Genomic DNA, 21,804 nt, shown 5'->3' on the forward strand with positions numbered 1-21,804 from the left:
GTGATGCACAACGTGTTTTTACGCTTGCACAGGAAAAAGGATGCCTTGCATATACCAATCAGAATCGACGATTTGATGCGGATTTTCTTATATTGCAGGATATCATAGAAAGTGGAAAGCTTGGTACGCTCATTGAAATAGAATCTCACTATGATTATTTTAAAACACGCCCTGTTGTAACACAGGATATGATTTTTAATTTGGGTATTCATACGATTGATCAAATGATAGCTCTGTTTGGTATTCCTGATAGAACGGATTATGATGTAAAAGGCATTCTTAATAAAGAAGAGGGAGCCGATGATTATTTTGATATTAAGCTTTATTACGGTAAGCTTAAGGTCTCAGTTAAAACGAGCCTGTTTGTGAAGCTGCCATATCCCAGATTCCTTGTACATGGCACAAATGGCAGTTTTATGAAATACAGTCAGGGGCATCTGTTCGCAAAATCTGCACAGGAGCCTATCGAGGCTTCCTTTCTGCAGGAACCGGAGGATAACTGGGGAGTATTATCATATATGGATGAATATGGGAATGATATTACGACCCGCATTCCCTCCAGGGTAACGGATTATGGTAAGATTTATGATGACCTGTACGCATGTATTTATCAGGGAAAGGCTCCCTATGTGAAGGCGGAGGAGGTGGTTGCAGTTTTAAACATTGCAGAGGAGGCAGAGAAAGCGGCAGGAAATTGATGATTGCATACCGTTTTTAACTACGTACTGCTTTCCTTCTCTGTTATAGCTTAAACGGGACTGTTTTCAGAAAATGGCCGTCAATTCATTGATGTTGTGAAAGTAACATAGTATAATAAAAGTAACAACAAGGAGGTCGATTTTTATGGAAAATAAGACCATTATCACCATCAGCAGACAGTTTGGAAGTGGAGGACGTGAAATCGGTAAGAAAATAGCCGACCAGCTGGGAATACCGTTCTATGACAAGGAGCTCATTGAGATTGCTGCCAAAGAAAGCGGTATGGATAAAGAGCTTTTTGAAGAAGATGATGCCCGTACAAGCAAGGGGTTCCGACTCCTGGGTGCCTTGGGATATTCTCTGGGAGGACCATTGTCCACGATAACGGAATTATCATTAAATGATCGCTTGTATCTGGTACAGGAAGAAGTAATCAAGGGTGTGGCCTGTGAGGGATCATGTGTCATCGTCGGACGCTGTGCAGATTATGTGCTGCGGGATCGCAGTGATGTACTGAATGTGTATATTCATGCAGATATGGAGGATCGCAAAGAGCGTGCGGTTCATTCCTATGAGGTGGATGAACGCGATATCGAGGGCAGCATCAAGAAAATCGACAAGCGCCGTGCAAATTATTATGAGTACTATACGGATCGCAAATGGGGTCGTGCAGAGAATTATGATATCAGCATCAATTCCTCTACGTTCGGTATTGACGGCACTGTGGAAATTATTAAGATGCTCGCACAGAAAAAAGCATTATAAGGAATCATGCAGAAAGAAGAACATATAGTATAAAGGGCTGTATGTTCTTTTTCTGTACAAAATGTGAAGGCTTTCGAAAGATATGCGTAAACCCACAATTTCACAAGATTGTTTGACAACATACGCGGCGAGTGTTGTTATACTACAGGTAGAAAGACACAAGGAGGTTTCTGTTTATGCAATGGAAATTGACTCACAGGCACAATCATGAGTGCATTGAAAATAAAGGCGGTAAAACACTCAGCTATGATCCCAATCTCGGTATTCAGATTATCGAGCAGGATGGCTTTGCGTTTAAAGATCTGGATAATAACGGAAGGCTCGATCCTTATGAGGACTGGCGTCTGCCACTTACACAGCGAATTCAGGATTTCACCAGCCGGTTTGTTTTATGGCAGGAGGGGGACTGCCTGTATTATCGCAAGGGAAGGATCGAGTTGTCCAGAGAATTCTGTGACTGGATGAAAAATTGTGACTGCCGCACAACCATACTGCAGGCTTCTGACCTTTTACAGGAGGATGAGGAATACCTCAGAGAAAACTATATTCTGGCAATGCTGCTGCTGATGTTTGATAATGACTTTGACATGGGAAAGGAAGATTATCTGCTCCAGCTGATTGTACAGAGTATGGATCTGGGAGTTCTGGAAAACATCATCTACTCTATCATGGAGGCTCTAAAAAAATATGTGACAAAACGCTCTGCAGGAGTACAGCAGGAGCTTATCTTATAAACAGCACGAAATTGTGCTGTTTTGTTTTTACATCCGATACACAGTTTCATGTTTGTTCCTGTATTTGATATTACCTATATTTAGTATTGTGGAATACCTTCCTTTTCGTTATAATTCCGCTCATAGAAGAAGTGGAGGGATGTCCTGAAAACCTTTATGCTACACCACCCTAATTGCATGGAATGCAATATGCATTCGTTTGACCCCAGAAAAAAGGCCATACGGACAGCCAGGTCAAATGCCGATTATTGTGACTGTAAAGTCTTGTTGTTGGTTTAAAGCCAGTTTTATGAGTATCGATACTTGTAAGATCAATAAGAGTAATAAAGGCAGATGTTTGTCGTATAGACTCAGGATATCCCGTATATTTTATTATTATGAACATAGAATCATACAGCACAGCGGATATAACAGGATCAGTATGCACGTTTGCATATGCAGGTATTATACTCACTAAGAAAGTGAGGACATGATGAAAAAAACGATTATTTTTTGTATGGCAGCGGTACTGCTTTTCGGCTGCAGTGTGAAAACGGAGGAAAAGGAAAATTATAGTGATGAAATGAAGATAGCACATACAGTGGATCTGTCAGAAGATGACGGGGCAGACAGTGTGGAGCGTGAGGGTGATCAAAAGGAATCACCATATTTCAAGCATCCGGATTTCTATCATATGAAGTCTACCGGTACGCTTACCTTGCTGCCGAAATTTAAAACGATGCAGCAGACGAGTGAATGGAGCTGCGGTGTGGATGCGGCACTCATGGTATTGCAGTATTACGGGAAGCTCGGTAAGCACAATGAGGAAACACTTGCGCAGCTTCGCACAAATAAACTGAAAAGTGAGGCTACCTCTTTACAATCCATGATACAGATTTTCGAAGGTGTTGGAGGGTTTCAGATTCATTCAACGTATGATTACAGGGAAAGCGATTACGATAAAATCAATCTGCGCATGATTCAGGATTTTTTAAAAAAAGGTATACCGGTTATGGTGGCATGGAATGACTGGGGAGGACACTGGCAGGTAATCATCGGATATGATACCATGGGGACGGAAACAACACAGGATGATGTTCTTATCGTGGCGGATTCCTATGATACAACAGACCATAATCAGGACGGCTATGGTATTTACCCTGCAGAACGTTTTTATTATAATTGGACGATGTATGATTTCTTTTCAAAGAATTACGGAATAGCGGAAAGAGATAAGCTGTTTATTGCTGCAGAGCCGAAAGCGTAAATGAAGGGAAGCTTTGTGCCTGGATGTGCGGAAGGACACTCGATATTTTAATGAAGGGGCTGCTGTCCTGCTTTAGGCATACTGCAGGTTGACGATTGTAACTGTTGATAGAGCAGAAGAAACAACACCATATCTGTTGCATGTATACAGTCAGATACATCACAGACAGGGAATATTCATAATATGGAAAGCAAGTTATGAATCGAGTATAAGCAAAAAAGACAGAATCATGAACTTGAGAAGGTTCTCAGGCTTCGATTCTGTCTTTTTTTATGAAATGGCAATCATCCTATGCAGATGCAGAGAATAGATGCAGGTTGTGATACTATGCTTTGGATATAAGATATGCATAGCCTTTTTATACATAGCAAGCTGTCCCTTATATCGCTGTATGAATTCCGCATCCTCTTTGAGAGAATCTGTCTTGAAATCAAGGATGATCATACGGTCGTTTTGAATGCTGACAAAGTCCATATAGCCATGTAGAATTTGCGATCCGTCCTTAACCATAAACGGCATTTCATGATGGACATCCCCTCTGTATGCCGACAGATAATCCGGGTCCTTTCCCAGCTGCAGCAATGTCTGAATATCCCATTCCTTCAGCTCCACCAGCTGCTGATTGGCGACTTGGAGAATAACATCACGACTCCATACCGGAGCCTGAAGTGCTTCTATCATTTTATGCATCATGGTTCCATAATCACTTCCCTGCATGTCATCGTCAAATGTAAACGCAGGCAGCTCCCTTGCCTCCTGTGCGGAAGCGGTTACCAGTTCAATGCTTTTGGATGGCTTTTCATATACCCGGAAAGGATGATCTACGCCTGCCTCTGCCTGCTGCACCTCACTGTGCCAGAGGCGGTGCACCTCCTTTACAGTAAAGAGTGGACTTGGGTTGCATAGAAACGTTTGTAGTATCCATGATGTATAGCCATTGCGGTTGTATACCTGCGACATGCTCAACGGATGCTTATAGGCATCAAGCTCAAGTATACAGTCAACGATATGCATCTGTGTCTGGGCACGGGTGGTTGCCACGTAGAGAATGCGCATCTCCTCCTCCAGCTCCTCCTTATCCTTTTTATGTTCCATGGCGATTCGCGGTATCGTTGTGCGGACATAGCGCTGCGGTAAGTCCATTGCCTTCATTGCCAGCCCGAGCTCGGAGTCACTGATACAGAAATCCTTAAATTCGATTGGTGTCTGCTTATCGGTAGACCATAGGAATACGACGGGGAACTGCAGACCCTTGGACTGGTGGATACTCATAACACGGACCACATCCGCCTCAGCGCCAATCGGAATCGCTTCTGCTGTCTGAGCATCCTTGATCTGTTCGATCTGTGAAAGAAAGGAGGATAATCCGGAGGCATACTGATCCTCAAACTGTACAGCCTTTTCAAACAGCAGATCCAGATTGGTTTTTTCCTGAATGCTTGTATGCAGACGATAATAATCCTGCATCTCATACAGTTTATTTATGAGCTCACTGATGCGCAGCCTGCCATGTTGGAAAATCAGCTCCTGTAATATTTCAAATCCGGGAAACGGATGCTCACAGAACCAGGAATAATAGGATTGTCCCTTTTCCTTCTGCAGCTTGGCCTGTGCGAAATCCATAGTTGATTTACGAAAAAGCGGTGACAGCATAGTGGCAGTAAAGCTGATATCATCGTGCGGATGCAAAATACACTTCATTGCGGACAGAATCACCTGTACGGCATTGGATTGATAGAATCCGTATTTGATATCAATGAAATACGGGATATTCAGCTCATCGAAAATCTTCTTCATATCATCCTTGCGGGCATTTCCACGGACGAGGACAACAAAGTCCTTCCACTTTCGCTGCTCGCGCTCCTTAATTTCCAAAATCTGATTGGCAATATAGCTTGCCTTTAATTCATTCTTGGAAACGATAATCCCCTCTGCTTCCTTAATTTCGTTATGGTATACAGCATGGAAACAGATGGGAACATTATCCTCGTTCTGCGCAGGGACACCGGTTTCTACATCATCCTCTTTTGCATAGCTGCAGGAAAATCCATCGATATTCATCAACAGCTTAAACAGGTCATTATTAAAATCGACAATCATTTTCTTGGAACGGTAATTATTTGAAAGATAAATAACCTCATCAAATTCTCCGCGATGATCGATCAGTCCCTTCATCAAAGACGGCTTGGCATGACGGAATCCATAAATTGACTGCTTGATGTCTCCAACACGGAATACATTGTTCTTTCTGCAGATCAGCATTACCAGCTGGTTTTGAACATCATTGCTGTCCTGAAATTCATCCACCATGATTTCAACGAATTTTTCACGATAGATATCAGCAACACGGCCACCCTTCGCCTGTAAAATTTCCAGAGCGAAATGCTCCATATCATCAAAGTCGATGACCTTATGCTCTTCCTTTATCCTTGCATAGGCGCTGCGATAATCCCTGCACATGTCCACCAGCTTTTTTATATAAGGATACAAGTAGCGGATATCACGCATAAATTCATCCTCACTGAACAGGATTTCCAGTTGTGCATCCTCTAAAGCAAGAAGACTTTTTCTCAGGCGGGCATATTCCTTATCCTCCTTATCCGGGCTTGGAGGTACAACGGCGTGTACAATGGCGAGAAAGGCAGCGCGGTAAGCCTGATAATCCTGATTTTGCAAGGCCTGATGCAGGTCCTGAAGAGCAAGCAGCTTCTGTTCCACTATAGCGTGTTTTTTTACCTGATCATCATATTTTAACCGGTAAAGCTCATCTATACGGACCAGCGTTTCTTCATAACGTGCAGTTTGCACAACGAGATATTCAAAGAAATTCTCATAAATCTCTTTTGGTAAATCCTCCAGCAGACGCTTTTCATGATAATTCTCTGCCAGAGAATCCAGCCAGGCTTCCGGATCGGATTTGCTGGAGGCCAGTCCTGCAAGATTCATAATCATGGTACGCAGGGCCTCATCGTTTTCCGCTCTTGCTGAAAACATCTGACACAGCTGCAGAAAGCTTGCATCCTGCAGCTGATACTGTTTCGCAAAGGCTTCCTCCAGGGACTGCTGCTGAAACAGAACCATCGTTCCGTTATCCATAATGCTTTTGATACGCTGCGGATCCAGTCCGAGAATGTAATAATATTCCTGTATGATGGAAAGGCAGAAGGAATGGATGGTTGATATATGTGCTGTCTGTATACCCGTCAGCTGTCTGGTGATATAGCTTTTCTCTTCTTCTGTTCGGGCAGCGGTCAACGCCTTCTGCAGCTCTGTGGCCAGACGCTTTTTCATTTCGTTTGCGGCAGCTTCCGTGAAGGTCATGGCAAGAATGGAGTCAATGGAGACATGATCCTTCATGACCAGATCCATCAGACGTGCAATCAGCACGGTGGTCTTCCCGCTTCCTGCAGATGCGGATACTAGGATGTTGTGTTCCTTTGTCTGAATCGCCTTCAGCTGCATGGGATTCCATTCAGGCATCTTCTTCACGTCCTTTCTGTTGCTGATAGATATCGTCCTCTACCTCCACCAGCTGTGTTTTTTCTGCATATATGCCCTTAAATCGGCAGATTTCATAATAGCTGCAAAACATACAGGCATCTTCCATCGGCAAACAGCGAATGTCCCCGTTTATGATTCTGTTACCGATCATTTGATACATTTTTGTAAAATAACGTTCGATACTGCCGAGATCATACAACTTGCGCGGCTTTATGATCCCCTCCTTATTCTGACTCACACCAACAATGTGTGCGCCGTTGTCATCCAGTGCCTGTATATCACTGTCCATGACCCAGCCGTTCATGCGGTGTGCCTTGTGACGGATTTCTTCATATTCCTCTTTACTGGATGGAAGATGTGTTACCGGTTTTCTCCGGGACAGCTTGCCTGCCGTATAAGGGATATTTTCATTTTTTAACGAAACGTAGAAGGATCCAATAACACGTTTATGAAATTCTTTACTGCAGACGATGGAATAGGTTAGCAGCTGCAGCTGCAAGGCGGCAAATACGTTAGCCTCCGACAGCATTTTGGCAGAGCTTTTATAATCCAGAATACATAAGAATTCATCCGACGCATCGATGCGGTCAATATATCCCTTTAATGCGAGGCTGATGTCATCCCCTAAGGGAATGCTGTAATGAAACTCCTTCTCACGCAAATACGGAGATAATATGGAATGCTGTTCAAAGTCATCCAGCAAGCCCAAGGTCTGTGTCATAGAGGTAAGTATCCGCTGTGCTACATTTTCCAGCTTTTTTTCCAGAGATGGAAACACATCCTGCATAATCCGAATTTCCTTCATCAGCACTTCTTCGATTTTTTCCTCTGCCACCTTTGTATAGGCCTTCCCATATTTCCCTGTAAAGGTCTCCAGAAGGTAATGTGCGAGAGTGCCGGCATAGGAATCCGGAAAGCCGACCTTCATCGGTTCCCGCAAGGAAAGACCATAGCGCAGAAAGTAAGAGAACGGGCATTTAACATAGCGTTCCAGAGCGGAAATGGAGCCCCGGATCATTTTATCTTTAACAAACAGAGCCTGTGCCATTTCAGGAGACAATGTAATGTTGGTGGAAACAGGTTCATAGCTGCTATACAGCGGATAAGCTACTGAACCCGCTTTTGGATTCGCATGCTGCTTCTGGACATAGTCCTCAATTTCCAGGGCAGCCTCCATTCCTTTTCCCTCATAGGTGCCGAGCGGATAGGATACATATACGGATGGTGCTGCGTACAGCATTGCGGATATCTGTTTCAGATAAAACTGATAACGTCGTTCCATGGAAGGATAGGCTGAAATCAATGCGTGATAGTTCTCATCGAAAATGCCTTTTTTTGTTTGAAAGGCAGGATAGTCTTTTTGTGTACATCCCAGAACAAATAAATGCTTTCGGCAGAAGGGGGACTGGCGCAGATCACAGACGATGGCTCCGCTTCTTTCTGTGGGAGCACTGCTTTGTGTCATACCGTCAAGGAAATAGAGAAAAAATGCAATATCCTCTTTTTCTAATATATAAGGATGGAGCTCCTTCAGCATCGCCTCAATATCCAGAAGAATTTTGGTATCTGCATCGTCCCTGCGCAGAGATTCTCTGACATAGGAAGCAGCGGTCTGTATCATCGCTTCCATCGATATCGGCTGTTTCAGCGGACGCAGATAGACCACCAGCTGTTGACGAACCAGCTCAGCCTCTTCTTCCAGCTTTTGCAGCTTGGCCAGCTCAAGTGCATCGAGAATATGTCCCTCATCCTCAATCTGCTGTAAATGGTCAAAGGCTTCCTCGATATCACAGGAGAATACATCCAGATAATCCTTCAGCTTCTGCAGCTGTTCCATGTGTACGACACCGCAATCCAGAACACGGAGAAGATTTTCCGTATCCGGCTTCAGATAATAAGAGAACAATGCGGAAAAGCGGTGTGGCAGTATACTCGCATGGGAATCCTGCAGCAGTGTATACGGTATTTGATAACGCTGGAAAATCTGTGCAAGAATCGGCTTATAGGTTGCATTGGCAAGGGTGATATGAATATCATCCGCATCCAGATCGTGCTCGATAATATATTGTGCACATGCTTCAATTTCCTGGCGCTTGTTTACAGCATGGAAAAACAATGGCATTGGCTCATACACCGGCGGAGTACAGCGCTGTGCCCCCTGCGCAACCAGCGCCTGTATGAGCTGTTCTTCCTCCAGCGTGTGATACACATCCAGAATATGCAGATCATCCAGCCGCTTTGTTTTTATATTTGTTAATGCTGCACGCTGCTGTTTGGAAGGCACGGCAATATCCGTGAGCTGAGAAAGGATTGCAAACAGTTCTTTTTGTGCTTCACTTTCCTGAGGCAGTTCACTCTGGGGGATGTTCCAGAAATAAATGGAATCCAGAAACGACCTGCATTCGTTCAGAAATACCGGGGAGTCCGCCACCTCACGATAGATTTTCAGCTGCGGAAGGATTGTCTGTATCCGCTGCTTATACTGATATAAGGCAACATGTCTGGACGGTACTGCAACATTTGCCTGCTGCTGCAGCCATCCCTGCAGAGTGTTCAGCTTCAGTCCCAGCATGCCGCTGCGTGTTTTTAAAAGCTCCTCGCGCAGAGCTGCGTGCAGGTAGGCTGGGGCAATGAGGGTGCTGCCGGGACCCAGTGTCTGTAAAAATGTCATATCGTACCTCCCGAAAATGTTGTTTTGTTTTTTGGCGTGCTGCTTACTACAGGTTAATCATATCATATTGCCCGCATAACAGCGATGAAAAAAGCTCTGTATAAATATGGAATGGAAACGCGCTGCCTGTGTTATTTCATCTATAGTCTATACGGTAGCTGATAGCTTTCCAACATGAGTAGTATGATTATAATATCAAGCAGAAAAAAATACAAATGAAAAACGATGGAATGTCATATTTTCCACAGGTGCAGAATGCGTAATCCCACAAACATACCTTTCCGGACCATATGGTAAAAAAGGTGATAAATAAAGGCTGAAATTGTATTTTTAGGCATTTTATTACAGGAAGGGATATGATAAAATACAAACGTTGAAGTAAGTTGGGAAGTGATGATGTGAAGAAGTATTTTCAATTTAAAAAGGAAGAAAAAGCTGTACTGGCAATCGGTATTCTGATGATTGCTGTTGTTTTGACTGCAGGACTGCTGAAGCAGAAATTTGTAAAAGCGGAAGCCTATGTGCCGTTGAAGGAGGAACAACAAAGCGTCAATGCGATTGCTGCCAAGAAAGAGACCTTTATCATTGAGCAGAACGCAAAGCTGAGTCAGAAGGCGGAAACCTATGTAAATGCAGATTCCGATGTATTAAAAAAGGTTAAGCTGGATTTGTCTGCGGTTGATGTTACAACACCGGGTACCTATCAGGCTGTTGCATCCTTACAGAAGGAGCGTGTATCCTTTGCAATTAAGGTTGTGGAAAACGCAAAACCGGTTATACAGGCGGCACATGCGGATTTTCAGTTTGTTATTGAATCCAATTCCACAATGCAGGAGGTACGTGATTATGCTGGTGTTACTGCTGCAGATGCATCTGGAAACGATTTGAGTGCATTGATTACCGGATGGGATGAGGAGCTGCCTGTGGAAGCAAAAACAGTAACCTACCAGCTGAGTGTCGAGGATGCACAGGGGCAGCGTGCAAAGAAATCGGTGCGTGTGCAGTACCTGCTGCCGAAAGAGGATAAGAAGGATTAGTGCTGAAAGGTATATTTGAGAATGTGTATGAATGGATGCGGAGCTGTTGTTAGTTTTACAGCCTACGCATCCTATTTTTGTTTATCAGATATGAATATCAGTTACAATTTCCACTTTTATTGAAGTCTGCTGTGCCAACCTGTATTCGCCTAAGCGCTATCTATCCTGACGATCGTGTCATAAGGGCTATCTGGTATACAGTTATAAGACTGTATTATCATTCACCAAATGAATTTTTTTACTTCGTCTATACTCTGATTTTAAGATTTTTTTCTGTATTTCCAACAGGATATATGCTACACTGTAAATACAAAAAAAGGAGAGGTCGGTCTATGAGAAACTATATAAATACTACAATCCATTCACATCTAATTCATCCGCAAAAGCCCCGGCCTTTCAGTAGCTCAACCGCCTGCTAGAAGCGTTTTTTCTTATGCTTTCATTCATTCCTTACAGTTATTAAATAGCTTACAGCAGCTGAACACCGCTTGTCGGCGGTAAGGACTGCCTTGTTTTTGTTGCATCCGTTCCTGCGTATGATACGAAACAGCAGGAACCTCTATATGCTAATAAAAACAACAGCAGAACAAGAGCACCACCGGATCATATCCTTAAAGTACAGATAGCAATAGGAGAAAGAAAGGATATGATTATGACAACAAAAATGAAAACAGAAGCAGCAGCTATGATTAGCTGCTATGATCATAAAAAGAAATATGACATGTACTGTAAAAAGCTATTATCAAACAAGCAGATTCTCGCCTATGTGATGAAGGGCTGTATTCCGGAATACGCAGATATTCCACTGGAGGACATACCGTCCTATATCGAAATGTCTTCTATAAACACAGCAGAATGTGAATATATCGATGATCATCAGGTTGAGGTCACGGATGAAACCATACCGGGGGCACAGATCAAATACGATATTCAGTTCGAGGCGACAATCCCCATGAAGCAGAAGGAAGCCGATAAGAGCACACCTGCGGATAAGAAAGTTCGCATGATCATCAATCTGGAAAGCCAGGCAAAGGATGATCCCGGTTATCCTCTGATCAAGCGTGCTTTGTATTATTGCAGTAGATTGATGGCAAGACAGAAGCATCCCAAGGATGGATTTCAGCATTCGGATTATGACAGGATCAAAAAGGTCTGTTCCATCTGGATCTGTATCGGACATAACAATCAAAAGAATGATGTCATTAACACCTATAGGATACAGGAAACATGTGAAACAAAGATATGGCATGCCGCAAAGGAGGACTATGATTTGCTCACAGCAGTCATGGTGTATCCGAAGAAGGAAGGCGTACGAAAAGCGCAGGATATTCCGAATGCGGTAGAGCAGCAGGATGAGAACAAGCAGAGACTGCTGGAGCTGTTAAAGATTTTGTTTATAAAAAATCTCGTTATAGAGGATAAAAAGGAACAATTACAGAAGACGTATGGTATACTAATGGAGAAGGAGATAGATAAGGAGGTTATGGATATGTGCAACTTTAGCGATTTCATTGAGCAAAGAGGCAAGGAAGAGGGAAAAGTGGAAGCAACACTACTCCATGTAAAAAAACTGATGCAGAAAATCGATGTCAGTGCGGTGGATGCTATGAATATACTGGATGTTGAAGAAGACATACGACCTACCATTCTGCAATCTCTACATCTATCCTAAAAAGCTATACCTACAGTAATTTTTAAAGAGCTGTATCATCTCAGCTCTTTTTTGTACCACTAAAATTTGTTTATTGTTTTTGCAATATCATGAGATAAGTTGAATCTGCAAGTGAAAGAGCTTATGGGAACAGCAGCTGGAAGTACTTTAAAACGTGTTAAACTGATAGCAGTCACACTTTGCAAACCTTTTATTCTTTGTTATGTATGCTTATAAAATCGGTATAGAACACGCTTCATTCTGAAAGCACATAAAGGATATAATATATGTTTTTTTCATTATGCATATTATTACGTAGGAAGGAGCGATATAAATAATGTGTAGAAACCGCCTGCTTATGTAAAGTAAAATTCAGGAAATTCACACAGACATTTTGACTTTCAAATACTTATAACTTATAATCGCATTGAACACGTATCAGAATAAAGAGGTGAAAACATGCGGAGAAAATCCAGGGTAGCAGACACATTGAAGCAGCTCTGTGCAGACATCAGCCTTTCTTCCATACAGGAAGGCTATGAGGGGGTCAGCGCACAGCAGCTATCCGATTTCATGGGGATGGATCGGGCGAATGTAAGTAAAGAACTGAATCAGCTTTTTCAGGAGAATGCAGTTATCAAGATCACCGGAAGACCGGTTTATTATTTCGACAGGGAACGCATGGAGGTCCTGCTGGCGCATTCACTGGAACGTTTTGCTGTTTCCTCTCTGCAGGAATATTTGCAGGAACGAGGAGAAGTGTATACCGAAAATGATTTTGATAAGCTGATCGGCAGTGATAAAAGTCTGAAGACGATGATCAACAAGGCAAAGGCGGCTATGATCTATCCGCCGTTTGGCCTGCATACGCTGCTGGTGGGACCAACAGGTGCGGGTAAGACGATGTTTGCGGAAATCATGTATCAGTATGCCAAGGATCATGGTGTACTGCAAAAGACTGCACCGTTTGTTATTTTCAACTGTGCCGAATATGCGGATAATCCACAGCTTCTGCTGGGACAGCTGTTCGGATATGTAAAGGGTGCCTATACCGGCGCAGACAGGGAAAGTGAAGGTCTGGTGGAAAAGGCACAAAACGGTGTCCTCTTTCTGGATGAAATTCACCGGCTGCCTCCAGAGGGGCAGGAAATGCTGTTCATGCTGCTGGACAAGGGAGAATACCGCAAGCTGGGAGCCAATGAAACTAGCAAGGATGCCAGAGTGCTGATCATCGCCGCAACAACGGAAAACCTGGAATCCAGTCTGCTTCAGACCTTTTTACGAAGGATACCGATGACGATCACCATGCCTTCTCTGGAAGAACGCTCCATTGAAGAGCGCTATGAGCTGATTGAAAAATTCTTCCGTCAGGAATATAACCAGGTCAAAATTCCTATTCAGGTTAAGGCCAAGGTCATGCGGGCTTTGCTGTCCTACGATTGCAAGGGGAATATCGGGCAGCTGAAGGCGGATATCCGCCTGCTCTGTGCCAACGGCTTTCTGGAGCATATATCCCGTCAGGATAACGTGATTCGCATTACTTTGTCCTTACTGCAGGAGCATATCTATCACGGTCTTTTAAATTCCGGCAAGCAGAAGGAGGTTGATGATTTTCTGACGATGCATGATCAGGAGATCTTCGTCTATGATCAGGAAACAAAGCTGGAACACTATGATGGCGAGTTTTTGAATATTTATGAGGAAATGAACCGCCGTTTTCAGGATTATGAGGCAAAGGGCTTTGACAATGCAAACATCAACCGTCATATGCGCATCTATATTGAAACCTATATCAAAACCTTAAGCAATCAGATTGAGGAATCCGGGAGTGAAGCAATGCTTTACAAAATTGTATCGATTCATGTATATCATGCAGTAGAGGTTGCCCTGCAGCTGGCTCAGCAGCGACTCGGCTATCCGATTTCCAAAAAGGTGTATACGGCAATGGCGCTGCATATATCCGCACTGATGGAAAACAAGCGTAAGGAGCATGAGCTGAATGCAAACGTCTATGACGTTCTCAGTGAAAATCCGAATGAATATCATGTGGCAATGGAAATCATGAGCTTCCTGCAGAAAGAGCTGGAAATTCCGTTTCCACCGCAGGAAATCGTCTTCTTTACAATGTTTCTGTGTATTGAAAAGGATAAGCCGCAGGTAAACGGAGCGATTGCACTTCTTGCACTGGCACATGGAAACGGTGTGGCACGCAATATGGTGGATGTTGCCAACGCGCTGCTGGACACACGCCATGGTCATGCGCTTGATATGAGCCTGCATCAGAGTGTGGATGATTTTCTGGAAACGGTGACACGCAAGGTGAAGGAAATTGATGAGGGAAAGGGGGTGCTCATTCTTGTCGATATGGGCTCCCTGCTATCCTTTGGAGAAATCATCACACAGAAAACCGGTATTCCAACAAAGACAATCGATATGATATCCACACCGTTTGTACTGGAAGCTCTGCGGAAAACGATGCTGAGCGAATATACACTGGACGATTTGTATCGCGAGCTGCGAAGCTATACTCCATATATCGGAAAGCTGTACTCCAAGGAAATCAAGCAAAAGGCCCTGCACCAGAATGTCATTGTAACGACCTGTCTGAGCGGCGAAGGGGCAGCGGTTAAGCTGGGAGAGCTAATTCGCTCCGCCATACCTGCCATAGACGAATATCATATCGATATTGTTGCATGCAATACGGAATCCTTTAAAGAAAAGCATCTGGAAAATAAACGTATTCTTGCCGTTGTCGGTGCCAGAGATCTGCATCTGGAGGATACGCTGTACATATCCAGTGATAAAATCATTCTGGAGGACGGTTTGGCAAAAATCGCACAAATCATATCCACAGCGCTTGGGGTTGAAGACAGGGAGCCGGTTTCCTCCAATATCGTCATGAACAATTTTCTGAAGGAATCGCTTGTGTTCCTTGACCCGATAAAAGCAGATGATGTGATACGCAAATCCTTCCAGGTCATATCCAAGATGTGGGATATTGACGACTATAACCGGATACTGATTGGTTATATGATGCATGTCGGATGTATGATTGAGCGCTGTATTCGCGGTGCGGAGATGGAATATGATGCCTGTCAGGAACGTATTCAGCGAAATGAAAAGCTGTATCGTCTTGTCCGTACAGCGATGAAAATCATTGAGCGGGAATTTCAAATCCGCATCTCTGACACAGAAGTGGCTTACATCATGGATAACTTTGACACAGAATGACACACTAGCATACAGAGATGGAAAAGTGCTGATAAACAGGCACTTTTTTATTTTGGCACGGGACTTGCTAGTAAATGAGTGAAGGTAATAAGAAAGGAGTAAGTTATGGAGGATAATGTATGGGTCTTCGTCTGTACACATGGCAGATTCGGTGAAGAGCTGATGAAATCCGCTGAGATGATTGCCGGTGAGGCAGAGAATGTATTTGCGTTTTCTCTGATGCCGGGAATGCAGCCGGAGGAATACAGAGCAATGCTGGAGAAGCAGCTGGAGAAGCTGGGTGATGGTAAGGTTCTGTGCCTGGTGGATCTGTTTGGCGGAACACCGTGTACGACATGTGCGATTCTGTCGAAAACATATGACATGCAGGTGATTTCCGGATTGAATCTGGCGATGTATATCGAGGTGACCTCACAAAGAAATCTTCGCCCTAGACAGGAGTTAGTTGAAGTAGGACTGGAAATACTGAGAGATAGTGGAAAAGATGTTATAAAATTGCTTAATGAGCGTAAATAAGGAGGTTTTTATATGGCTGATATAAATTTAGTGCGTATCGATTTTCGTCTGATACATGGTCAGGTAGTTACCAAATGGGTGAAACAGGCAAATGCAAATCGAATTATAATCGTTAATGATATGCTGGCTAAGGATGAGTTTTTAGCTAGTGTTTATAAAATGGCTGCTCCATCTAATGTTAAGGTAGATATTTTTACAGTAGATGATGCAATGGCTAAGTGGACAACAGATCAGTTCGGAGAAGGTAAAGTTTTGCTCTTATTTAAAAACGTTAGTGATATACGAAGTCTTCAGAGGCTAGGCTTCCCTCTTCCTGAGGTACAAATTGGAGGGCTTGGTGGCGGTTCTGGTAGAATCAATACTTCCAGTGGAATCTCGTTTGATGCAAAGGATGTACAACTTTTGAAGGAAATGATAGCGGAAGGAAGTGATATTCACATACAGGTTGTACCAACACAGCAGAAATATGAAATAGAGAAAGTGATTGAAAAATTAGAGTTCAATGAATAGAGGAGGAAATGAATATGGATACTAGTTTATTGCTGATTGCAGCATTTTGTGGGATTTGGCAGTTTGTATCAACGACAGATTTTGGTTATACCCTGAGTGATACTCTGGGACAGCCTGTTCTTGTAGGTGCGCTTCTTGGACTTTTAACTGGACAGGTGGAGCAAGGTTTAATGATTGGGGGATCTTTAGAGTTAATGTATTTAGGAATCATTTATCCAGGAGGTACTGTTCCAGCGTGTGCTTCTAGCGCAGCATTGGTAGCTATTCCGATTGCACTCCGTACAGGGCTTGATGCACACGCAGCAACTGTTTTAGCAGTCCCTTTCGGAATACTGGGTTCTATACTATGGAACGTTAAATATTCAATCAACTCAACGTTTACTATTCGCGCACAAAAAAGCGTAGAAAACGGAAATTATGCAGCAGTTACACGTAATGCTTCTGTATACCCACTTATACTCACGTTCTTTCTAACTGCTATACCGATTTTTCTCGCTAATATACTGGCACCTACGCTCGTTGAAGGGGTAATCAATTCAATTCCAACATGGGCTATGCACGGTATTGAAGTAGCAGGCGGCGTATTACCCGCAATTGGTTTTGCAATGGCGGTGTATACAATTGGAAAAATGGAATTTCTACCATTCTTTGTAATTGGATATTTCTTAGTTATATACTTTGAAGTAGCTACAATGGGAGTTGCAATTTTCGGAACATGTATTGCTTTATTATATTTGTTCCTTAAAAATAAAAAAGAAAGGGAGGTGTAATCATGACAGCAGCAGTTAAGGAATCAAAGATTACAAAAAAAGAATTATTCAGAGCTTATAATAAATGGTATTGGCTGTGTGAAGTTTCACATTGCTATGATCGACTGCAGTCATTATCTTTCTGTGCCAGTATTCAAAATACATTACGGAAGCTATATCCAAATGATGAGGAGTATCAGGAGGCACTGCTTCGCCATTTGCAATTCTTCAATACGGAGGGAACTATAGGTTCTGTAATTCATGGTATTACGATGTCGTTGGAAGAAGAAAAGGCAGCAAATAAGGAAATTTCTGGAGAAATGATAATAGCTTTGAAAACGGGATTGATGGGCCCTGTAGCAGGAATTGGAGACACATTGATTTGGGGTACACTTAAACCTATATGTCTTGCACTTGCTACAACGATGGCTCTAAGCAACAATCTAATTGGTGCATTCTTCGTATTGTTATTTCCTTTGGCTGGATATTTCATTGGCTACTATATGTGCCGTCTGGGATATTCACTTGGCCGTAACGCTATCAGTAAGCTTATACAAAGTGGACTAATGAATCGAATAATTGATGCCTGCAGTATCCTAGGGCTAATGATGATGGGAGCGTTGTCTGCAAGTTTTGTATCACTAACAACAACGGCAGGTTTTAAATTGGAAAATAGTGATCCGATTTTACTTCAGAATATATTAGATGGTATTATGCCAGGGTTATTGCCTTTTGCTGTGATTACAGGTATTTATTTTTACATGAAGAAAAAAGGTACAAAGTATGGCGGTATCCTAATTGGTATTATTATTGCTTCACTTATACTGTCATTCTTTGATATTGTTTAAACAAGATCTTAAAAACTATTAAATTAGGGGAGATTTTATATGGAAATATTAAAAAAAAAGGTTAATTTATTTATAGATGAACACTTTGATCATCTATGGAAGCTGGCCTCCTATATCCATGCAAATCCTGAAATTGCCTTTGAAGAGAAGAAAGCTGCACATGCGCTTTCTTCTTATCTGCAGGAGCAGGGATTTGCTGTGAAGACGGGAATCGCCGGTTTGGATACGGCCTTTCAGGCTGTATTCAAAAAAGGAAACGGTCCAAGAATTGCCGTATTTGCGGAATACGATGCATTAAAGGGACTGGGGCATGCCTGCGGTCATAACCTGATCGCAACCAGTGCGCTAGGCTGTGCAGCCGCAGTAAAGCAGGTTCTGGAGAGCAGTGAGCTGGAAGGCAGCATCGAGGTATATGGAACACCTGCCGAGGAAGATGGCGGAGGAAAGATCATCATGCTTAAGCAGGGTGTATTTGACGGTTTGGATGCTGTTTTCCTGATGCATCCGACAAGTGCCATGGCAAGAATCGGAGGCGAATGTGCTTCCTTTACCGACTTTGAAATAGAGTACTTCGGTAAGAGTGCACACGCAGAATCCCATCCGGAAAACGGCATCAATGCACTGGATGCGGCGAATCTGTTTTATCAGGCAGTGGGACTTGCCCGGCAGCAGCTGCGTGATTCTATTCATATCTGCTGTATCATAGCGGAAAGTGAACGGGATATCGGACGCATTCCGGATTATGCAAGGCTGGAGGTGGAAATATCCACCATGCGGGCAAAGGATATCGAAACCACCAAACAGAAAATCATAAACATTGCAGAAGGCATGGCACTGGCCAGCGGCTGCAGGGTAAGCTATAAGGAAATACCGGGATATTACGGGCGTATGCCGAATGCGGTGCTCGCTGAGCTGTGCAGACAGGAAATGCTGGCCCTTGGGGAGCCCATGATGGAGGGAATGCCGAGTGATGCGGGTGGAGAGGATCTGGGAAATGTTTCCCGTGTGATTCCCGCATGCAATCTCTATATGACACTGCTTCCGGAAAAGAAGATATCCGGCCATACCGATCAGTTTCGCGAGCTCGCAATATCCGATGCCGGCAAACACTGTCTTGATATTTCCAGCAAGGCAATGGCAAACAGTATTCTGACGCTGTATCAGAACCCGAAACTGCTCAAGCAGGCCAAGGAGGAATTAAAGCGCTGTCAGGAAGAGGAGGCTCGCTATGAATAATATCGGAGTATACGGACTGGGCGTCATGGGACAGTCGCTGGCACGCAATATCATGCAGCACGGCTTCTCTGTATCTGTATACAATATAGAAACAGAAATCACAAAGCAGTTCACACAGAAATATCCGAAGCTTTTCGGATATGAGTCACTGGAAGCCTTTGTCAACAGCCTTGAGAAACCGCGTAAAATCATCCTAATGGTAACGGCAGGACGTGTGGTGGACAGTGTCATTGCATCCTTGAAGCCACTGCTTGCGAAAGGGGATATACTGATAGACTGCGGGAATTCCTATTATGAGGATACACAGCGCAGAATGCAGTCCATGCAGCAGGATGGATTTTATCTGATAGGAAGCGGTGTTTCCGGTGGAGAAAAGGGAGCCTTGCATGGTCCCAGCATCATGCCCTCCGGGGAATACAGGGCCTATTGCGAAATTGCGGACATCTTTACTGCAATCGCTGCCAAAAATGAAGACGGCACAGCCTGCTGTACCTATATCGGAAAAGAAGGCTCCGGCCATTTTGTGAAGATGGTGCATAATGGTATTGAATATGCCGATATGCAGCTGCTTGCGGAGCTTTATGCAATCCTGAAAAGGCTGTATCCAAAGGATCGTGCCGCTGTGCAAAAGGCATTTCATCAGCTGAATCAGCATAATCTTGCCTCGTATCTTCTGGATATCACAGAGGATATCCTGCAAAAAAAGGAACAGGAGGAATGGCTGCTTGACAAGGTGCTGGATGTCGCAAAGCAGAAGGGAACCGGGAAATGGACAGCATGTGTTTCTCTGGAATACGGGGTTCCTGTCCCAAGCCTTATAGAGGCTGTGGAAGCAAGATTTCTATCCTCCATGAAAGCCCAACGGCTACAGGCGGAACAGTGCTATGCAGGTACACAGGATGAAGAAACCGGCAATGAGCAGCTGGCTGCTGATCTGTATAAGGCGGTGCTGCTGGCAAAAACGAGCATCTATGCACAGGGCTTTTCCCTCATAGCTGCCGTGAATGCGCAATGCGGCTACCATATTGATACCAAGCAGCTTGCGGTGATATGGCAGAATGGCTGTATTATCAAATCAGAGTTCTTAAAGGATATATATCAGGCCTATGACAAGGATGCAAACCTTACAAATCTGCTTGTATCCGATCAGTTTACAGAGTATGTGAAACAGGGCAGAGAGGATTTACAGCGCATCATCAGCTTCGCTCTGCAAAAGGGCTTGTATATACCGGTTTTATGCAGTGTGATGAATTATGTCAATGGCTACACCACGGCAAGTCTGGAAACGAATCTGATACAGGCACAGCGGGACTGCTTTGGTGCACACACCTATGAGCGTGTGGATCAGGCAGGGGTGTTCCACAGTGATTGGCTAAAGTAAATGCGGAAGCATTTTCTGATATACGGCATGCTTACTCAGTGTGAATAGAAAAAAGAGAATCCAATCTGTTGTGTATACCAATAGATTTGGATTCTTTATGCTGTTTGTGGATGCTTGCAATAAGGCATCCGTATATCTTCCTGCTGTAAGATGGATGTGCAGGCTTGAATAAGCGGCGGTCTTTAAATGCTTATATAGATCGTCTGCCCGCTCGAAGGATTCGTTATGAACCCTTCATTTTTTTATATGCGGCAGGGAATTGTGAACGCCTGTTACTGTTGGCATAAGGATCATCATAGAAATACACCAGACGATACGGGATACCCTGATAAGACTGCAATGGCCTGTAATTACAAACGCTTTTATAAATTATAAATTTCGACAGATAACGACATCGGTTTACTTCTGGACAGATTTAAATTATTGTTAGTGTGTGGAATCAGAGAAATGGATGGAGGGAATTTTATGATGGATACATTGACAAAGGAATTATACGAAGAGGTTACAAATCTTTTGCATGACATGGGAACACCCGCACACATCAAAGGACACTATTATCTGCGCAGCGCTATCCTGGAAGTTTATGCTCATCCGGAGCTATTAAAGAATATGATGAATGGCTTATATGCAACGATAGCTGAGGCTTATGATACGACGCCTTCCTGTGTGGAGCGCAGTATCCGCAATGCCGTAGAGGCAACGCTGGATCGCGGGGATGTGGACTTTCTGTATTCCGTGTTCCGTAATACGATCAGTAAGAATAAAGGTAAGCCGACCAACCGGGAATTTATTATGATGGTTGTGGATGTCCTGCGGGTTCGGCATATGTAGCCTGCTTTGTGCTACTGGCAGAATGTATGGCTGCAGTGCGGGATGCCTTATTACAGAGAAGCTCAGAATGTACAGTAAGCTGTTTTCGTAATGCCTCACCGCTTTGAAACACAGATATAGGCTGATAGAGATACCATTGCTTGATAGCATAAAGAGTTTACAGACTGTCATAGACTGCTGTTGTTTCAGCGAACAGCG

At 43.5% G+C, this 21,804-nt stretch carries 16 protein-coding genes; 14 read left to right on the forward strand and 2 right to left on the reverse strand.

The window, feature by feature from the left end; translation table 11 throughout:
- The 4 genes from ACLRVU_RS13530 to ACLRVU_RS13545 all read left to right on the forward strand — a co-directional run.
- The coding region (locus ACLRVU_RS13530) for a Gfo/Idh/MocA family oxidoreductase (RefSeq protein WP_412892253.1) at positions 1-698 on the forward strand (698 nt) is incomplete at its 5' end.
- Positions 699-843: 145 nt separating this feature from the next.
- Entirely contained in the window at positions 844-1,464 is a 621-nt protein-coding gene (locus ACLRVU_RS13535; RefSeq protein ID WP_002606201.1) for an AAA family ATPase, read from the forward strand.
- Between the two features lie 176 nt (positions 1,465-1,640).
- Positions 1,641-2,198, forward strand: coding sequence for a hypothetical protein (locus ACLRVU_RS13540; protein WP_002606200.1), 558 nt, complete (start codon positions 1,641-1,643; stop codon positions 2,196-2,198).
- 472 nt (positions 2,199-2,670) lie between these two features.
- Positions 2,671-3,444 carry a C39 family peptidase gene (locus tag ACLRVU_RS13545; protein ID WP_008816448.1) on the forward strand — a complete coding sequence of 258 codons (774 nt, stop codon included), beginning with the start codon at positions 2,671-2,673 and terminating at the stop codon, positions 3,442-3,444.
- A gap of 270 nt (positions 3,445-3,714) precedes the next feature.
- Here ACLRVU_RS13545 and ACLRVU_RS13550 read toward each other — a convergent pair whose 3' ends face one another.
- Positions 3,715-6,924, reverse strand: coding sequence for a UvrD-helicase domain-containing protein (locus ACLRVU_RS13550; protein WP_054344298.1), 3,210 nt, complete (start codon positions 6,922-6,924; stop codon positions 3,715-3,717).
- On the reverse strand, positions 6,917-9,616 hold the full coding sequence (locus tag ACLRVU_RS13555) for a PD-(D/E)XK nuclease family protein (RefSeq protein ID WP_161129182.1): 2,700 nt from the start codon (positions 9,614-9,616) through the stop codon (positions 6,917-6,919). Before ACLRVU_RS13555 ends, ACLRVU_RS13550 begins: the two co-directional genes overlap by 8 nt.
- Positions 9,617-10,014: 398 nt before the next feature.
- On the opposite strand from ACLRVU_RS13555, the gene ACLRVU_RS13560 reads away from it, so the two are divergent.
- The 10 genes from ACLRVU_RS13560 (at position 10,015) to ACLRVU_RS13605 (ending at position 21,606) form a co-directional block, all read left to right on the forward strand.
- A complete protein-coding gene (locus ACLRVU_RS13560; RefSeq protein ID WP_008816451.1) occupies positions 10,015-10,653 on the forward strand; it encodes a hypothetical protein in 639 nt (212 codons plus the stop codon).
- A gap of 646 nt (positions 10,654-11,299) precedes the next feature.
- A complete protein-coding gene (locus ACLRVU_RS13565; RefSeq protein ID WP_412892254.1) occupies positions 11,300-12,325 on the forward strand; it encodes a hypothetical protein in 1,026 nt (341 codons plus the stop codon).
- 438 nt (positions 12,326-12,763) lie between these two features.
- The gene (locus ACLRVU_RS13570) at positions 12,764-15,535 is read left to right on the forward strand and encodes a sigma 54-interacting transcriptional regulator (RefSeq protein WP_055201332.1); all 2,772 of its coding nucleotides are present in this window, start codon (positions 12,764-12,766) and stop codon (positions 15,533-15,535) included.
- A 105-nt stretch (positions 15,536-15,640) separates the two neighbouring features.
- Complete coding sequence (locus ACLRVU_RS13575) at positions 15,641-16,051, forward strand: PTS sugar transporter subunit IIA (RefSeq protein ID WP_002606193.1); 411 nt, start codon at positions 15,641-15,643, stop codon at positions 16,049-16,051.
- 12 nt (positions 16,052-16,063) lie between these two features.
- Complete coding sequence (locus ACLRVU_RS13580; protein WP_054344296.1) at positions 16,064-16,561, forward strand: PTS system mannose/fructose/N-acetylgalactosamine-transporter subunit IIB; 498 nt, start codon at positions 16,064-16,066, stop codon at positions 16,559-16,561.
- 14 nt (positions 16,562-16,575) lie between these two features.
- Entirely contained in the window at positions 16,576-17,331 is a 756-nt protein-coding gene (locus ACLRVU_RS13585; RefSeq protein ID WP_002606191.1) for a PTS mannose/fructose/sorbose/N-acetylgalactosamine transporter subunit IIC, read from the forward strand.
- Positions 17,332-17,333: 2 nt separating this feature from the next.
- A complete protein-coding gene (locus tag ACLRVU_RS13590) occupies positions 17,334-18,158 on the forward strand; it encodes a PTS system mannose/fructose/sorbose family transporter subunit IID (RefSeq protein ID WP_002606190.1) in 825 nt (274 codons plus the stop codon).
- 39 nt (positions 18,159-18,197) lie between these two features.
- Complete coding sequence (locus ACLRVU_RS13595) at positions 18,198-19,394, forward strand: M20 family metallopeptidase (RefSeq protein WP_036745209.1); 1,197 nt, start codon at positions 18,198-18,200, stop codon at positions 19,392-19,394.
- On the forward strand, positions 19,387-20,775 hold the full coding sequence (gene gndA, locus ACLRVU_RS13600) for an NADP-dependent phosphogluconate dehydrogenase (protein ID WP_008816457.1): 1,389 nt from the start codon (positions 19,387-19,389) through the stop codon (positions 20,773-20,775). The genes ACLRVU_RS13595 and gndA overlap by 8 nt, the downstream gene beginning before the upstream one ends.
- 447 nt (positions 20,776-21,222) lie before the next feature.
- Entirely contained in the window at positions 21,223-21,606 is a 384-nt protein-coding gene (locus tag ACLRVU_RS13605; RefSeq protein WP_412892255.1) for a sporulation initiation factor Spo0A C-terminal domain-containing protein, read from the forward strand.
- Positions 21,607-21,804: the final 198 nt, after the last annotated feature.

This window comes from Beduini sp. (assembly GCF_047239305.1).
Classification (GTDB): domain Bacteria; phylum Bacillota_I; class Bacilli_A; order Erysipelotrichales; family Coprobacillaceae; genus Beduini.

Coding starts and splice junctions, on each gene's coding strand:
- ACLRVU_RS13535 (WP_002606201.1), top strand. CDS start 844: ATGGAAAATAAGACCATTATCACCATCAGCAGACAGTTTGGAAGTGGA.
- ACLRVU_RS13540 (WP_002606200.1), top strand. CDS start 1,641: ATGCAATGGAAATTGACTCACAGGCACAATCATGAGTGCATTGAAAAT.
- ACLRVU_RS13545 (WP_008816448.1), top strand. CDS start 2,671: ATGAAAAAAACGATTATTTTTTGTATGGCAGCGGTACTGCTTTTCGGC.
- ACLRVU_RS13550 (WP_054344298.1), bottom strand. CDS start 6,924: ATGCCTGAATGGAATCCCATGCAGCTGAAGGCGATTCAGACAAAGGAA.
- ACLRVU_RS13555 (WP_161129182.1), bottom strand. CDS start 9,616: ATGACATTTTTACAGACACTGGGTCCCGGCAGCACCCTCATTGCCCCA.
- ACLRVU_RS13565 (WP_412892254.1), top strand. CDS start 11,300: ATGATTATGACAACAAAAATGAAAACAGAAGCAGCAGCTATGATTAGC.
- ACLRVU_RS13570 (WP_055201332.1), top strand. CDS start 12,764: ATGCGGAGAAAATCCAGGGTAGCAGACACATTGAAGCAGCTCTGTGCA.
- ACLRVU_RS13575 (WP_002606193.1), top strand. CDS start 15,641: ATGGAGGATAATGTATGGGTCTTCGTCTGTACACATGGCAGATTCGGT.
- ACLRVU_RS13580 (WP_054344296.1), top strand. CDS start 16,064: ATGGCTGATATAAATTTAGTGCGTATCGATTTTCGTCTGATACATGGT.
- ACLRVU_RS13585 (WP_002606191.1), top strand. CDS start 16,576: ATGGATACTAGTTTATTGCTGATTGCAGCATTTTGTGGGATTTGGCAG.
- ACLRVU_RS13590 (WP_002606190.1), top strand. CDS start 17,334: ATGACAGCAGCAGTTAAGGAATCAAAGATTACAAAAAAAGAATTATTC.
- ACLRVU_RS13595 (WP_036745209.1), top strand. CDS start 18,198: ATGGAAATATTAAAAAAAAAGGTTAATTTATTTATAGATGAACACTTT.
- gndA (WP_008816457.1), top strand. CDS start 19,387: ATGAATAATATCGGAGTATACGGACTGGGCGTCATGGGACAGTCGCTG.
- ACLRVU_RS13605 (WP_412892255.1), top strand. CDS start 21,223: ATGGATGGAGGGAATTTTATGATGGATACATTGACAAAGGAATTATAC.